The organism is Cellulomonas sp. RIT-PI-Y, assembly GCF_025642745.1.
In the GTDB taxonomy this organism is placed as follows: Bacteria; Actinomycetota; Actinomycetes; order Actinomycetales; family Cellulomonadaceae; genus Cellulomonas.
This window is the reverse complement of sequence record NZ_JANZKP010000068.1, coordinates 1-14,968: the sequence shown is the minus strand read 5'-3', so window position 1 is coordinate 14,968 and position 14,968 is coordinate 1. Positions and strand designations below refer to the sequence as shown.

Annotated in this window: 13 protein-coding genes and 1 pseudogene; 6 read left to right on the top strand and 8 right to left on the bottom strand. The window is 74.1% G+C overall.

From position 1 onward, the window contains the following. Together OGL89_RS15580 and OGL89_RS15575 are read right to left on the bottom strand one after the other, a co-directional pair. A pseudogene (locus tag OGL89_RS15580) lies at positions 1-497 on the bottom strand (hypothetical protein); the annotation flags it as partial. An 11-nt stretch (positions 498-508) separates the two neighbouring features. Next, positions 509-745: an antitoxin gene (locus tag OGL89_RS15575; RefSeq protein ID WP_263121079.1), complete on the bottom strand. Its 237-nt coding sequence runs from the start codon at positions 743-745 to the stop codon at positions 509-511. Between the two features lie 166 nt (positions 746-911). On the opposite strand from OGL89_RS15575, the gene OGL89_RS15570 reads away from it, so the two are divergent. After that, positions 912-1,616: a DUF2993 domain-containing protein gene (locus OGL89_RS15570; RefSeq protein WP_263121078.1), complete on the top strand. Its 705-nt coding sequence runs from the start codon at positions 912-914 to the stop codon at positions 1,614-1,616. Between the two features lie 7 nt (positions 1,617-1,623). After that, positions 1,624-2,355, top strand: a complete 732-nt coding sequence (locus OGL89_RS15565) for a M50 family metallopeptidase (RefSeq protein WP_263121077.1) — start codon at positions 1,624-1,626, stop codon at positions 2,353-2,355. Here the strand turns inward: OGL89_RS15565 and OGL89_RS15560 are convergent. Continuing rightward, entirely contained in the window at positions 2,342-3,157 is an 816-nt protein-coding gene (locus OGL89_RS15560) for an HNH endonuclease family protein (RefSeq protein WP_263121076.1), read from the bottom strand. The two genes, OGL89_RS15565 and OGL89_RS15560, sit on opposite strands and share 14 nt — an antisense overlap. A gap of 291 nt (positions 3,158-3,448) precedes the next feature. Between OGL89_RS15560 and OGL89_RS15555 the strand changes: the two genes are divergently transcribed. Next, complete coding sequence (locus OGL89_RS15555) at positions 3,449-3,829, top strand: DUF2809 domain-containing protein (protein WP_263121075.1); 381 nt, start codon at positions 3,449-3,451, stop codon at positions 3,827-3,829. Between the two features lie 55 nt (positions 3,830-3,884). Here the strand turns inward: OGL89_RS15555 and OGL89_RS15550 are convergent, their stop codons facing one another. After that, positions 3,885-4,904 (bottom strand): phosphotransferase, encoded by a 1,020-nt coding sequence (locus tag OGL89_RS15550; protein WP_263121074.1) that lies wholly within the window; start codon positions 4,902-4,904, stop codon positions 3,885-3,887. Positions 4,905-5,064: 160 nt separating this feature from the next. Here OGL89_RS15550 and OGL89_RS15545 point away from each other — a divergent pair, with 160 nt between their 5' ends. Both OGL89_RS15545 and OGL89_RS15540 read left to right on the top strand, forming a co-directional pair. After that, entirely contained in the window at positions 5,065-6,393 is a 1,329-nt protein-coding gene (locus OGL89_RS15545; RefSeq protein ID WP_263121073.1) for an alpha/beta hydrolase, read from the top strand. Further along, positions 6,390-8,168: a hypothetical protein gene (locus OGL89_RS15540; protein WP_263121072.1), complete on the top strand. Its 1,779-nt coding sequence runs from the start codon at positions 6,390-6,392 to the stop codon at positions 8,166-8,168. The genes OGL89_RS15545 and OGL89_RS15540 overlap by 4 nt, the downstream gene beginning before the upstream one ends. Positions 8,169-8,181: 13 nt before the next feature. On the opposite strand, the gene OGL89_RS15535 is transcribed toward OGL89_RS15540, so the two are convergent. After that, entirely contained in the window at positions 8,182-10,101 is a 1,920-nt protein-coding gene (locus OGL89_RS15535; RefSeq protein WP_263121071.1) for a beta-L-arabinofuranosidase domain-containing protein, read from the bottom strand. Between the two features lie 172 nt (positions 10,102-10,273). On the opposite strand from OGL89_RS15535, the gene OGL89_RS15530 reads away from it, so the two are divergent. After that, positions 10,274-11,755, top strand: coding sequence for a peptide MFS transporter (locus OGL89_RS15530; protein WP_263121070.1), 1,482 nt, complete (start codon positions 10,274-10,276; stop codon positions 11,753-11,755). A gap of 7 nt (positions 11,756-11,762) precedes the next feature. On the opposite strand, the gene OGL89_RS15525 is transcribed toward OGL89_RS15530, so the two are convergent. The 3 genes from OGL89_RS15525 to OGL89_RS15515 all read right to left on the bottom strand — a co-directional run bounded on the left by OGL89_RS15525 (position 11,763) and on the right by OGL89_RS15515 (position 14,515). After that, positions 11,763-12,884, bottom strand: a complete 1,122-nt coding sequence (locus tag OGL89_RS15525; protein WP_263121069.1) for an NADH:flavin oxidoreductase/NADH oxidase — start codon at positions 12,882-12,884, stop codon at positions 11,763-11,765. A 35-nt stretch (positions 12,885-12,919) separates the two neighbouring features. Continuing rightward, positions 12,920-13,714: a hypothetical protein gene (locus OGL89_RS15520; RefSeq protein ID WP_263121068.1), complete on the bottom strand. Its 795-nt coding sequence runs from the start codon at positions 13,712-13,714 to the stop codon at positions 12,920-12,922. A 108-nt stretch (positions 13,715-13,822) separates the two neighbouring features. Then, a complete protein-coding gene (locus OGL89_RS15515; RefSeq protein ID WP_263121067.1) occupies positions 13,823-14,515 on the bottom strand; it encodes a DUF4352 domain-containing protein in 693 nt (230 codons plus the stop codon). Positions 14,516-14,968 lie beyond the last annotated feature (453 nt).

Sequence of the window (14,968 nt, the reverse complement as noted above, 5' to 3'; positions counted from 1 at the left end):
GAGGTGCCGTACGGCTTCTCATACACCACCCGGATCCCTTCGGTCAGGTGGTGCGCACGCAGCCCGCGCGTGGTCGGGGCGAAGGCGCTCGGCGGCACGGCCAGGTAGTGCACCACGGTCGGTGCGTCGTCGCCGTCGGTGAGGTCCTCGGTGGCGTGGGCGATGGCGTCGACCAGGTCGCCGGGGTCGTCCTCGGTGAAGCTGCGGGCGTAGTACAGGTGACCGTCGAGCGCGTCCGGCTCGGTGCCGTCGTGCCCGAACTCCTCAAGGGCGTCGTGCACCAGGTCGGTGAACTCGTGGTCGTCGATCTCGCGTCGGCCGGTGCCCAGCAGCGTCCAGCGTTCCGGCAGCAGCCCGGCCGCGGACAGGTCCGCGAGGGCGGGCAGCACCAGGCGCTTGGCCAGGTCGCCGCGGGCGCCGTGCAGCACCAGCAGCACGGGAGGCAGCGGGTCGTGGCCGGTCGGCCGGTCGGTCTCCGGGTGGTGCTGGTGCGGCACGGGGCCTCCGCTCAGTGGGTGGTCGGACCGGGGCGGCCGGTGGTGTCCGGCCCGTCATCACGGTGCTTGTCGGCCTGCTTGTCCAGGAAGCCCTTGGCCTTGTCGACCGCGGAGTCGATCTTGCGGTCGGTGTCGCCGGAGCTGCGGGACTTCACCGCGTCGGCGGCCTTGTCCAGGGCGCCGGCGACCTGTTCCTCCCGGCCGGCCAGCGCCTGCTTCGCCTTGTTCACGTAGTCGCCGATGCCCATGACCTGCTCCTCGTCCAGGGGTGGTCGTCGGTCCTGCGCCGACGTGGACCGAGTCAACGCGGGGGCCACGGGGTCCGCAACCGGTCGTGGGTGGAGGGGTGAACGTCCGGAGGAGATCACCCGGGTCGGCGACCGCGGACCAGGTCGCACCCGTACGCTCGGGGCCGTGTCTGCCGATCGACGCCGCCGCCGCGGCTGCCTGGTCACCTTCGTCCTCGCCCTCGTGCTGCTCGCGGGCGGGGCGCTGCTCGCCGAGTTCGCGAGCCGCGCCCTGGTGCAGAGCCTCGCCACCGACGCGCTGCGCAACGGCCTGAACACCGACACCAGCATCAGCGTGGACGTGCCGGAACATCCGGTGCTGCCGCAGCTGATCCGGGGTGAGCTGCGCGACGTCCGGGTCGACTCCGACGTGGCGCAGATCCGCGGGGTCGACATCGTGGATGTCGAGGCCAGCGCGACCGGCGTGCGGATCCGGGGCGAGCGCGGCGCGGACCAGGTCGTCGTCACCGCCACCCTGCCGTCGTCGACCCTGCAGACCCTGCTGTCCGACCGCACCGGCTGGGACCTCCAGGTGGCCGAGCAGGACGGGGAACTGGTGCTCTCCGGCGAGGCGCTGGGCGTGCCGTTGACCGTGAACCTGCAGGTCACAGCGACGGACGGCGCACTGACCGCCACGATCACCCAGACCACCATCGGCGGTCTCACGGTGGACGCGGTCCAACTCCCGCTCGACCTGAGCGATCAGCTGGGGAACCTGGCCGGGATCACCGATCAGCTCGCGGCCCAGGCCACGATCACCGACGCGCAGGTGGTGGACGGCGGGCTCCGGGTCACGCTGAACCTGCAGGACGTGCTGCTGGACGACCTGTGAGGCGGCGATGAGCGACGTGCTCGCGGAGATCTGGCGTCGCGCGACCACCGTCCAGCCGGCCGCCGATCCGCTGGTGGTGGTGGGGACCCTGGCGGCGGTGCTGGTCGTCCTGGTCGTGCCGTGGGCGTGGCACCTGGCCCGGCACCTGCTGACCATCGTGCACGAGTCCGCGCACGCCGTGGTGGCCGTGCTCTCCGGCCGACGACTGTCCGGCGTGCGCCTGCACTCGGACACCTCCGGGCTGACCGTGTCGGTGGGGAAGCCACGGGGACCAGGCATGGTGGCCACCGCGTTCGCCGGCTACCCAGGCCCGGCGGTGCTGGGCCTGGGTGCGGCCTGGCTGCTCGGCCGCGGGTACGCCGTCGGGCTGCTCTGGCTGTTGCTGATCGCGCTCGCCCTGCTGCTGGTGCAGATCCGCAACTGGTACGGCCTGTGGGCGGTGCTGGTCACCGGCGTGCTGCTGGTCGCCGTGAGCTGGTGGGGGACCGCGGCAATGCAGGTCGCGGTGGCGTACGCGGTGACCTGGTTCCTGCTGCTCGGATCGCCCCGGGCGGTGCTGGAGATGCAGGCGGGCCGACGTCGCGGCGGACGGGGGTCCGGTGGGTCCGACGCGGATGTGCTGGCCCGGCTCACCCCGCTGCCCGGTGGATTCTGGGTGGCGGCGCTGCTGCTGGTCTGCCTGGGCGGGCTGGCGCTGGGCGGCTGGTGGCTGCTGGACGGCACGCTCAGTCGACGGTGACGCAGGTCCCGAGCTGCCGGTCCATCGCGTCCGCCTCGGCCTCGGTCACCCACAGCCCGTAGGCCGCCTTCACCCGGATCTGCTGCACCACGTACGCGCACCGGAACCCGGTGCTGGGCGGCAGCCAGGTCGCCGCGTCCCCGTCGCCCTTGGACTGGTTGATCCCGCCGTCGACCGCGAGCAGGTTCGCGGGGTCGTTGGCGAACTCCTTGCGCGTGTCGGCGTCCCACTGCTGGGCGCCCTTCTGCCACGCATCGGACAGCGCGACCACGTGGTCGATCTGCACCGCCGCGCTGTCCGGGCCGCGCTCGAAGTCGATCGTCTCGCCGCCGTAGGGGTCGTCCAGCGTGCCGGTGAGCACGACGCAGTCCTGGGTGTCCTCCTTGAACGTGAGGTCGGTCAGGTCCCGGGCGAGCACGTCGTTGCGGGTGTCGCACCCGTTGTGGTCGACATCCGCCCAGGCGGCGCCGAACTCGTCCCGGCTGTAGCCGGTGCGGGGGGCGCGGCCCTTCACCTCCAGTCCGTCCAGCTCCTGCTCGGCCCGGTCCAGGTCGGCGGTGGTGACCGGGAAGCGCGCGGAGTCCTGGTGCTGCTGCCAGGCGGGCAGCCCGGCCCCGATCGCGACCGCGACGACCAGCAGCAGCCAGAGCCACCCGAGCCGACGACGGCGCCGTGCGCCGCCGGAGACCAGGACGCCGAGCGGGGCGGCGGATCCGCTCCGCCCGGCGGGCCGACGGGATCGGCTGGCGGGCCGGGTGCCGGCGGGCCGGCGTGAGCGGGTGGATCGGGTGGAGCTGGGCACCGCCGAACCATGACACATCACACCCACACCGGATGCGCACCGGCTCGGCCCGGGGACCCCACCGCGGGAGCGGAGGAGGCTCCTAGGCTCGGAGGCGTGACCAGGCCAGCGACCCGGACGTCCCGCCGTGCTGCGACGCCCGGCACGGCACCGGCCGTCACCCGGCTCCGTCCCGCCGCCTTGCCCCGTCCCGCCGCCCTGCCCCGTCCCGCTGTCTGGTCCCGTCTCACTGCCCTGCCACGTCCAGGCGTCCGGTCCCGGGCGGGGACCGCGACCGCCCTCGCTCTCGTCGTGCCGCTCGGCCTCGCGGTGACCCGGCTGGGCGCCGGTCCGTGGGCGGCCGCGACCGGCGACGCGTTGTACGCCGTGATGGCCGTGCTGCTGGCCCGCCTCCTGCTCCCGGGCCGGTCCTGGCGGGTGCACACCACGCTCGGCCTCGCCTGGTGCTGGCTGGTCGAGCTCGCGCAGCTCACCGGTGTCCCGGCGGCGATCGGCGAGGCGGTGCCGCCCGCGCGTCTGGTGCTGGGCACCACCTTCACGGCGTCGGACCTGGCGGCGTACACGGTCGGCGCCCTGGGCTGTGCGGCGATCATCGTGCTGGCCTCCCGGTGCTGGTCGTCGGTCCGGACAGCGTGGATCGCGCGCCGCACCGGCGTCGAGGATCAGCCCTGAGGCCTGGGGACCACCGCGGCACGGCGCCGCCTGTGGACAGACGGACCCGAGGTGGTCACCGCAGCAGCCAGCCGGGATCGCGCAGGAACTCCTCGGCCGCCCGCACGACTGGACTGATCGGCTCGACCTCCCGGGCGCGACCGAGCAGCTGCAATCGGCGCAGCACCACCAGGGCGCTCGCCACCGCGGCGTCGCCCCGGGTGAGCGGCCGCACCCGCTGGTATCCGGCCGCCCAGGCCTGCGCGTGCTCCGCCGACCCGCCCGAGGCGACCAGAGCCGCCGCCAGGTCGAGCATGAACCAGCTGAACCCGCAGCTGTCGAAGTCGATCACCGTGACCCCGCCCGGCCCCGACACCAGCTTCTCCGGGCGCAGGTCGCCGTGGACCAGGCCCCACGCGTCGGGCGCACGGGACGCGCCGTGCAGGACGTCCAGCGCCGCCTGCTCGGCCCGGAGCAGCACGGCCAGCGCCGTGGGGTCGAGGTCCACGGTGTGCCAGTTGCCCCAGCGCGCCTCCGGTCCGACCAGGTCCGCGGTGTCCCAGGTCGGCCGGACGAAGTCGCGCGGGCGCTGGTAGCCGAGCGCGTGCTCGTGCATCCGGGCGGCCGTGGAACCGAGCAGTGACATCCAGTCCAGCGGGTCGACGTCGGAGCGGTCCAGCTCGTCCCGCACCGTGCGGCCGCCGGCCCAGGTGGTGGTGAGGCAGATCCAGTGCCGGTCGTCGTCGTCCGCCAGCAGGGCGACGTCCCGGCCGTCGGCCGGGGTGATCACCGCGGGCACATGGACCACCCCGGCGGCCTCCAGGTCCGTCATCCAGGCCACCTCGGACTCCGCCGCCGCGGTGTCCTCCATGTACGGCGGCACCGACAGCCGTGCGACGGCGACCGGCAGGTCGTCGACCAGGACCAGGAAGCTGGCGTGCAGGTCGGCCGCGATCAGTCGGAGCCGGGTCCGCCGCGGCTCCCAGCCCCACGCCGCGCACAGACCGTCGCGCAGCCAGTCCGGCGGACAGCCCCACGCGACCAGTCCCGCGATCGGCCCAGGCCTTCGTCGTCCAGCCGCTTCCGTGGTGCTCATCGTCGACCCCCCGCTCGCCCGTCGGTAGCGCCGAGTGTCCGGACGGTCCGGTGGGGCGGACAACCCGTCGGCAGGGGATTTCACGCAGGTGTTACCCCGATCGGCGGTGGTGACGCGAGCGAAACATCGCGGACGCACGGCCGCCGCCTACGCTGACGGCGTGACCGCCGAGCCCGCGCCGACCGACGCCCCGACGACCGCGCCGTCCCGCGACCTACCGCCGCACCGGGTCCGTGAGCACGTGATCACCGTGCCGGTCGACCACGACGACCCGAGCCGGTTCGGCAGCATCCAGGTGTTCGCTCGCGAACTGGTCGACCCCGGCCGGGACGCCGAGGACCTGCCGCTGCTGCTCTTCCTGCAGGGCGGTCCCGGTGGCGCGAGCCCGCGCCCGCTCGGCGGCGGCTGGTGGTCCACGGCGCTGCGGACGCACCGGGTGGTGCTGCTCGACCAGCGGGGGACCGGGCGGTCGTCGCGGATCGACGGTCGCACGGTGGCCGCGATGGACCCGGCGACCGCCGCGGAGTACCTGGCGTGCTTCCGCGCCGACGCCATCATCGAGGACGCCGAGCTGCTGCGGCACGCGGTCTACGGCGGCCGTCGGTGGTCGACGCTCGGGCAGTCCTACGGGGGCTTCTGCACGCTGACCTACCTGTCCCGGCACCCGGAGGCGCTGACCGCCTGCTACGTCACCGGTGGTCTGCCCGGCGTCACCGCCACCGCCGAGGACGTGTACGCGCGGACCTTCACCCGTCAGGAGGCGCGCAACCGTGCGTTCGCCACCCGCTACCCGGACGACCAACGACGGATCGAGGCGCTCGCGGACCGCCTGACCGGCGGCGATGTCCGACTGCCGAACGGCGACCCGTTCCACGTGGAACGACTGCGGACGCTCGGGATGTCCTTCGGGATGAGCTCCGGCGTGGACGGCCTGCACTGGGCGTTGGATCTGATCGACGCCGACGAGGACGCCGTGCCCTCGCCCGCGTTCCTGCAGTGGGTCCAGACCGAGACCGGATTCGACGGCAACCCGCTGTACATGCCGTTGCAGGAGGTCATCTACCACCAGGGCGAGCGGACCGGCGGGTGGGCGGCCGAGCAGGAACGCGACCGCCGGCCGGCCTTCGACGCCGCCGCGCGGCCGCTGGCCCTGACCGGCGAGGCGGTCTTCAGCTGGATGTTCCGTGACATCGCCGCGCTGCGCCCGTTCCAGGGCGCCGCCGAGCTGCTCGCCGCCCGCACCGAGTGGCCCCGGCTCTACGACCTCGACCGGCTGGCGTCGAACGAGGTCCCGCTGGCCGCCGCGCAGTACCTGGACGATCCCTACGTCGACATCGACCTCGCGCGGGACACCGCCTCCCGGGTCGGCCAGGCCCAGGTGTGGGCGACCAACGAGTACCTGCACGACGGCCTGCGGGTCGCCGGGGACGTCATCCTGCCCCGGTTGATCGACCTGGCTGCGGGCCGATGGACGGTGACCGCGCCGTGAGCCAGGACGACACCCCCTGGCGGCAGACCGAGCGGCAGCGCGAGGCCGACGACCTGCTGGAGGAGTGGGCCGGAGAACCCGCCGCGCCCTCGACCAGCGCCTACCCCGCCGAGTGGACGATGCCGCCACCGGAGCCGACCGGCCGGAAGCGGTCCCGTCGTCGACGCCGGGACCGGCGTGCCGAGGGCTATGCCGGGACCGTGGCCGACGCGGTCGTCGTCCGCGAGGTCCGCCGACCCCGGCAGGAGTTCCCGCTGCCCGACCAGGCCGGCCGGATCGCGCTCCCGGGCGACAGGTCGCCCCGGGAACCCGCACCGCGCCGGCTGATCGACCCCGCCGCGTCGAGGTCCGCCGGCCGGCCGGCGGACCTGGTCACCCCGGGGTCCCGGCCGGGTCGGCGCGCCGACGACCTGGTCGTTCCCGGCCGGGCCGGCACCGACCTGCCCGGATCGCGCGGATCCCGTCCCGGTGCGCGGACGCCGTCCGGCACCGGTCCCGCCCCGTCCGCCACCACGGGCCGGGCGCGCACCCGACGTGGCGGCCGAGCGGCCGGCACCCGGGCCGCCCGCACCCGGGGGTCCTGGATCGGAGGCCTGATCACCGCCGCGGTCATCGTCGGGGTCGGCGTCGTCAGCGCCGTGTCCGGTGGGTCCGGTGGCGACTCCTCCGACGACATCGCCGGCATGGGCAGCGAGTTGGCGCCCTACGGCCTGCCGATCGAGCTCACCGACCTGGGCGTCGTCGACGCCGACACGGTCTTCACCTTCCAGGGCGATCCCGATCGGTGGGACTCCTCGGTCGAGGGCTGGCGCACCCCGGGGGACCTGATCCGGGTCTACCTCGACGCCGACCTCACCGTTCCGGCACCGGACGCCTGGGTGGGCCGCTCCTACGACGACGACACCGGCTCCACGATCGAGGTCTCGCCGTCCTACGACACCGTGTTGTCCGTCTCGGGCAGCGACGACTCCGCCGACATCGCGCTCGGGGAACGGTGGGGCGCCGCCCCGGAGTACTACCTGGTGCAACTGGCGGACCTGACCACCGGTGAGCCGCTGGACACCCTGCCCGTGCAGCGGTTCACCGTGGAGGACTACCGGCCCCGGCCGGAGGTCACCGCGGAGGTCGACGACGACGGCGTGCTCCGTCTCAGCTGGGACCGGGTGGACGGTGCGGTGCGCTACGACGTGCTGGATCCGGCCTACGGATTCGGCTCGCTGGGCGAATCACCGGACCTGACCTGGACCTCCGACCTGGAGGACACCCCGGACGGCTACCGGCAGAACACGTCGTTGAGCTACCTCAGCGGTGTCAGCGACGACGCGCTGCACGCCTCACCGGACGTCGACGGCACCCGCGAGATCGGCGGACTGGCCGTGTCGGCGCTGTTGCAGGGTGGCCGGATCTCCGTGGTGCCGGTCGACTCGGCGCTCCTCGCCCGGGTGCCTCTGCGGCAGGCGTCCACCGCCTGGGACCACGAGGGCCTCTACAGCAGCATGGCGCCCGGCGATCTCCCGGGCGCGCTGCCCTACGAGATGGCGGACGGGTCGACCGCCCTGCTGCCGGTGACCTACCGGACGGACACCATCGCGGAGATCTACAGCGGGACGTACGCGGTGCGCTACACCGTGCACGGCGCCCGCCCGTCCGACACCGACCCGCTCCGGGTCGAGGCCGCCGACCTCGCGGAGGCGCGGCGCCTGGTGGAGGACCGGGTCACGGAGCTGGACGCGCAGCGCGACCCCGCCGGCGGACCGACGCCGTACACCTACTGACCCGCTGGTCGCCCTACGCCTCCTGGACCCCCTCGCGCGGCAGCCACACCCGCATGGTCGACGGCCCGCGGTTCCCCCACGCGTGGTACGGCACCAGCGTCACGTCCCGCAGCTCGCCGGGCTCCGACACCTCCGCGACCCCGTACGGCCAGTCGTGGGACGGGATCGAGTCCACCCGGGCCCGGATCACGACCCGACCGTCAGCGTCCCGGCGCGGGGCGTCGCCGGTGGCCCGGGCGGCGGCGACGTCCGCGCCCAGGTCGGTGCTCTCCAGCGCGTACACCAGCGGTCCGGCCTCGACGGCGGCCTGGCCGCGCACGGCGTCCATCCGTGGGTCGGCGACGGTCCAGCGCGGGTGCACCGGCAGGTCGAGCACCACGGTCTGCCCGGCGCGCGGCCCGGGGACCGCCGGGTACCCGGGCGCGACGGCGAGCTCGGCGCCGTCCGCGCCGGTCAGGACGGCGCCGGTGGCCCAGGACGGGATCCGGAGCGTCAGGGTCCACTCGTCGGGCGCGGTGACGGCGGTGATCTCGATCCGTCCGTCCACGGGGTAGCCGGTGGTCACGGTGAGGTCCAGGTCCCCGGTCCGGATGGTGGCGGGGGCGTACTGGTGCAGCTGGACGCCGTGGTCGTCGGCGGTGGCCAGGTAGCTCGCGAGCGCGGCGACGGTGCGGGTGACGTTGGTCGGGCAGCAGGAGACGTGGAACCACGGCGCGCGCAGGGAGGAGGAGGCCCGCGGGCTGGGGACGGTGGGGTCGGGGACCTCGCCGGGGACGCGCTGCTGCAACGGGTTGGTGTAGAAGAACGCGGTGCCCTCGGCGGAGGGGGAGGCCGCGAGCACGTTGAACAGGGTGCGCTCGACGGCGTCGGCGTGCCGGGGGTCGGCGGTCTGCAGGAGCAGCCGGTGGTTGGTCATCACCGAGGCGATGCCCGCGCAGGTCTCGGAGTAGGACCGGTCCGGCGGGAGCTCCCAGTCCTGGCCGAAGGACTCGCCCTCGTGGTGGGCGCCCATCCCGCCGGTCAGGTAGGTGCGGCGGGCCAGGGTGGTGCGGACCTGGCCGATCACGGCGGCGAGCAGGTCGGCGTCGTCGTCCTCCACGGCCAGGTCGGCGGCGCCGGAGGCCAGGTAGAGCGCCCGGACGGCGTGGCCGCGCAGTACCGTGGACTCGCGGACCGGCTCGTCGTCCTGGAAGTAGCTGCGGCCGAGGCCGATGTCGGCCAGGACGCCGTGGCCGCGGCGGTCGACGAACAGCCGGGCCTGGTCGAGGTAGCGGCGGTCGCCGGTGACCCGGAACAGCTCGACCAGGGCGACCTCGATCTCCGGATGGCCGCAGACCCGCTGGTCGCCGTCGGCGCCGAACACGCCGCACACGTGGTCGGCGAGCCGGAGGGCGACCCGGACCAGGGGGTCGGACGCGCGGTCGTCGACGCTGCGGGCCCGGGCGACACCGGCCTGGATCAGGTGGCCGGCGCAGTACAGCTCGTGCCCCCACTCCAGGTCGGACCACCGGGCGCCCTGACCGGGACGGCCGAACATGGTGTTGAGGTAGCCGTCCGGCTCCTGCGCGGCGGCGACCCGGGCGGTGAGGGCGAGCAGCCGGGTCTCCAGCGCGGGGTCGCCGGTACGGCCGACCTCCCAGGACATCGCCTCCAGCAGCTTGTAGACCTCGGAGTCCGAGAACTCGCGGCCCTGCCGGTCGCCGGGCAGCCGGCCCTGGACGGCGGCGTCGAAGTTGCCCGCCCAGCCCATCCGCTCGATCCAGCGCTCGCAGTGGTCGATCATCGTGCGGGCGTTGCGGTCCTGCAGGTCGGCCCAGAAGCCGTCGGTGATCCGGACCTGGTCGAGGCCGAGCGGCTGCCAGCGGGCGCGGGTGGGGACGACGGGACGACCGCGCTGGGCGGTGGGGATCAGGGACGTGCCTCGTGTGGTCATGCCGGCCGTGCTCCTCGTCGAGTCGGTGCGCCGCCGCCCGGGTCGTCGCGGTCGTGCGCGACCCGGCGTCCAGCGGCTGTCCGGAACCTAGCATCGGGCCGGACGTCCGGCAGGGGTGCTCCTGCGGGGGCGCACGGTCGCCCGAATCCGGGGGCGCCCCTAGCCTCGACGAGTGTCGACCCTCACCCCGGCAGAGAAGACGTTCTTCGGTCATCCCCGCGCGCTGTCCACGCTGTTCTTCGTCGAGATGTGGGAGCGGTTCTCCTACTACGGCATGCGGGCGCTGTTGGTGCTGTACCTGGTGCAGCCGCTCACCGACCCGAACCCCGGGCTCGCGCTCGACGACGGGGTGGCGAAGGCGATCTACGGCACCTACTCCGGACTGGTCTACCTGACCCCGCTGGCGGGCGGCTGGATCGCGGACCGGCTGATCGGTCTGCGCCGGGCCGTGCTCTGGGGCGGGATCGTCATCGCGGGCGGTCACTTCCTGATGGCGGTGCCGAGCGAGGCGACGTTCTGGCTCGGCCTGGTCGCCATCGCGCTCGGCACCGGGCTGCTGAAGCCGAACATCTCCGGCATGGTCGGCAAGCTCTACACCGAGGGAGACGACAAGCGGGACGCCGGGTTCTCCCTGTTCTACATGGGGATCAACCTCGGCTCCTTCGCCGCCCCGCTGGTCTGCGGCTGGCTCGGCCAGCAGTACGACTGGCACCTCGGCTTCGGTGCGGCGGGGGTCGGCATGACCCTGGGACTGGTCCAGTACGCGATCGGCCGCCGACGCCTGCACGGCGTGGGCGACCAGCCGGACCTGCCCGCCACCGGCCGGGAGCGGCGCTCGCTCGGCGTCGTCGCCGCGATCGTGGGGGTCGGACTGGCGGCGCTGGTCGGGCTGCTGTCGCTGCTCGGTCAGGCGCCGGTCACCGCGGTGACCTCCGCGGTGGCGATCCTGATCCTGGTGGTGCCGGTCTGGTACTTCTGGCGGATCCTGCGTTCGACCCGCGACTCCGCCGACCCGACCGCGCGACGGCGGGTCACCGCCTTCATCTGGCTGTTCCTGGGCGCCGCGGTGTTCTGGATGGTGTTCGAGCAGTCCGGCTCCACCCTGAGCCTGTTCGCCGAGCAGGTGACGAACCTCGCGGTGACCAGCGGCTTCTCGATCCCGGCGTCCTGGACCCAGTCGATCGAACCGCTGTTCATCATCGTCTTCGCCCCGGTGTTCTCCGCGATCTGGCTGCGCTGGGGGGACCGGGCACCGCGCACGTCGGTGAAGTTCGCGGCCGCGCTGGTGATCGTCGGGATCTCGTTCCTGATCCTGATCGTCCCGATGTCCGCCTACCAGGACGACGGCACCCGGGCCACGGTCTGGTGGCTGGTCGCGGTCTACCTGCTGCAGACCTGGGGCGAGCTGCTGCTGTCGCCCAACGGGCTGTCCGCCACCACCCGCCTGGCGCCGACCGGGTCGCTGGGCCAGTTCCTCGCGCTCTGGTTCCTGGCGACCTCCGTCGGCACCACGATCGGCGGGCAGATCGCCAGCGCCACCGCGGACGACCCGGTGCTGTCCTTCGCGCTGTGCGGCGGACTGGCGGTGGCGTTCGGTGTGGTGATGACGCTCGCGATGCGGCGGATCAACGCCCTGATGGGCGACGTGCACTGACGATCCGTCAGTCCCAGCTGCCGCGGGCGTACTGCGCGGCCCAGCCGGTGGGCTGACCGGGCAGCACCTCGACCTGCGGGGTGCCCCAGTGGTAGGCCAGGGTCGGGGTGTCGTCGCCGAGCTCGCGGGCCGCGCGCAACGGCCAGGATGGGTCGAACAGGGCCGGACGACCGAGCAGGACCACATCCGCCTCGCCCTCGGACAGCACCTTCTCCGCCTGGTGCGGGGTGGTGATCAGGCCGACCGCGCCGCTGGCGATCCCGGTGTCGCGCACCTGCCGGGCGAACGGCACCTGGTAGCCCGGGCCGACCGGAATGCTCGCGTGCACGTTGCCGCCGGTGGAGACGTCCACCAGGTCGACGCCGTGCTCCCGCAGCCAGCCCGCGACCACCGCGGTGTCCTCGCCGGTCAGACCGCCGTCGGTCCAGTCCGTGGCGGACACCCGGACCAGCAGCGGCGAGGTGTCCGGCAGCACGGCGCGGACCGCGTCGACGGTGTCCAGCAGGAGCTGCGCGCGGGCCGCGAGGTCGCCGCCCCAGCGGTCGGTGCGGCTGTTCGACAGCGGGGACAGGAACTGGTGCAGCAGGTAACCGTGCGCCGCGTGCACCTCCACCACGTCGAACCCGGCGGCCAGCGCACGACGCGCCGCGGCCGCGAACTGGCCGGGGACCGCGAGGATCTCCGCCTCGGACAGCTGGTGCGGGGCGTCGTAGCCGGCGAACGGGTCGGCGGTGGGGCCGACCGCGGTCCAGCCGCCCTGGTCGGCCGGCACGGTGCCACGGCCCTCGTCGAACCGGTAGGTCGACGCCTTGCGACCGGCGTGCGCCAGCTGGATGCCGGAGCGCGCGCCCCGGGCCCGGAGGAAGTCGGTGATCCGGTGCCAGGCCGCGACCTGGTCGTCGTTCCAGATGCCGACGTCCTGCGGGGAGATCCGGCCCTCCGGCACGATCGCCGCCGCCTCGGTCAGGACCAGGCCGAAGCCGCCGACCGCACGGGCGCCCAGGTGGGCGAGGTGCCAGTCGTTCGGCAGGCCGTCGTCGGCGGCGGAGTACTGGCACATCGGCGCCAGCCAGATCCGGTTCCGGAAGGTGGTGCCGCGCAGGGTCAGGGGGCTCAGGAGCAGGCTCACGACCGGCCCAACGCGGGCGACCCCCGGCCTGTTCCTCAGGCGCCGAGCAGGGCCAGCACCACGTTGACGACCGTCGCCAGCACGAGGCCGGCGGTACCCCACCGCAGCAGACGGTCCGACCGGCTCGGTCGGGGTGCGGGGGCCGGTGCCGGCGCGGGCTCGTCCTCGAGCACCCAGTCCACTCCGGGCACCAGGGCAGCCGATCCCGCCGCGGAGGCGCGGGCCTCGGTGGGGACCATCGGTGCGGGGGAGCCGTAGAGCACGTCGTCGACGGTGAGCTGCTCGGGGCTGGTGTCGTCGCCCAGCTCGGCGGTCAGGTAGTCGACCACCAGCGGGAGCTCGGCCAGCGGCAGCACCGCGGGCATCGAGCGCACGTGGTCGGCCAGCTGTCGCTCGCCGACGGCCATCGCGCCCCCGCGCACCGGGGTCGGCGCCAGCCGCTGGTCGGAGAGCACGAGCACCGTCCGGACCAGCCGACGGTGCTCCGGCGCCAGCAGGGCGGTGACCGCACCCGCGGCGTCGGCCAGGGCGGTGACGTCCGGGGTCCGGGCGTAGCCGCGCACCCGCAACGTGCCGTCCGCGACCGTCACCTCACCGTGGCCGGGGAGGGTCTGCATCACCAGGATGCCGCCGGGACCGACCACGATCCGCTCGATGTCCGCCCAGGCCGACCCCGGTCGGTGCAGGTCGTGCAGCACGCTCCAGCCGTCCGGCTCGACCTCGGCCAACGCCAGGCAGGTACCACTGAGAATCGGTTCGGCGATCTGCCATGCGGCCTGGTCCGGTCGGCCGTCGTGCCGCTCGGATCGCCCCGCTGTCTGCCTGGTCATCTGCTCACCCCGCTGTTCTCCATCGGAGGCGAGGGCCGCGTGATGAGCGGATCGGCGGATTTCGCCCCGCCGGGTCCGGTGCGGCGGCCGGACCCGGCGTCGGGTGCCTCAGCCCAGGCGGACGGTGACCCCGCCGGAGAACGGCGAGTCGTGCAGCGTCACGGTCGACAGGGTGGCGTCGGCCGGGATGTCGAACACCAGGGTCCCGGTGATCTGGTTGCCCGGGTTGATCTCGCTGGCCCAGGCGTCGGTCTCCCCGGCGTAGATCGTCGCGGTGGAGTCGACCGAGAACGTGCGGCCCTGGGCGTCGGTGGCCTCCTGCGAGCTGGCGAACATGTACTGCGGCTCGGAGCCGGTGTTGGTGACCGTGAGGTGCACCAGGGTGTACTGGCCCTGCGCCTGGCTGGTCAGGTATTCGCCGCCGACCTGCGCGACCCCGGTCTCGACGCCGGTCACCACGAAGCTGAAGGTGCCGTCCGCGGCGGGCTCGTTGAGACCGGGCTCGGCCGGTGCGACATCCTCGGCGGGTGCCTGCGCGGCGCCGTCGTCCGTCGCGGGCGCCTGCTGGGTGGCCGCGGTGCCGGGTGTCGTGCCGTCGTCCCCGCCTCCACCGCCGGCGATCGCGATCACGACGATCAGGACGACGACAGCGCCCAGCCCGGTCAGGATCTTGTGCTGGGCGAACCAGGACTTCCTGGCGACCGGAGGCGGCGTCGGCTGACCGTACGGGGCCATCGGCTGACCGGGACCCTGCGGCGGCGGACCGTAGGCGGACGGACCGGTGGGGGTGGGCTGCGACATCGGAGGTCTCCTTCACGAACGGACGGCATCGGTGCGACGCCTGGTGGCAGCCTCCCGGCGGCGGATCGGTCGCCGCGTCCACGCTCCGGGTCGACCCGACTGGCCGATCGGATGACATCCGGCACCCGTTCGCCGAGCCGAACGGCCGACGACCGGGGCCGTGTGCGCCCCTACGCTCGGGGCATGTCCACACCGCCGCCCGGCCAGCAGCCACGGCCCGAGTCCACCGGGGCCGGGTCGGGGGACGGCCGTCCGGGCGCGCAGGGGCGTCCGGACGCCGCCCGCCCCGTGGCGTCGGCCGGTGGGGACCCGGTGGCCCGGTGGGCCGCTGCCGGGTCTCCGTCGCCGGGTCCCGCCGCACCGCCGTACCCCACGCCGTCGTACCCCACCGCCCCGTACCCCACTGCGCCGCGGTATCCCGCCACGCAGCCGTCTCCGACGGTGCGGTATCCC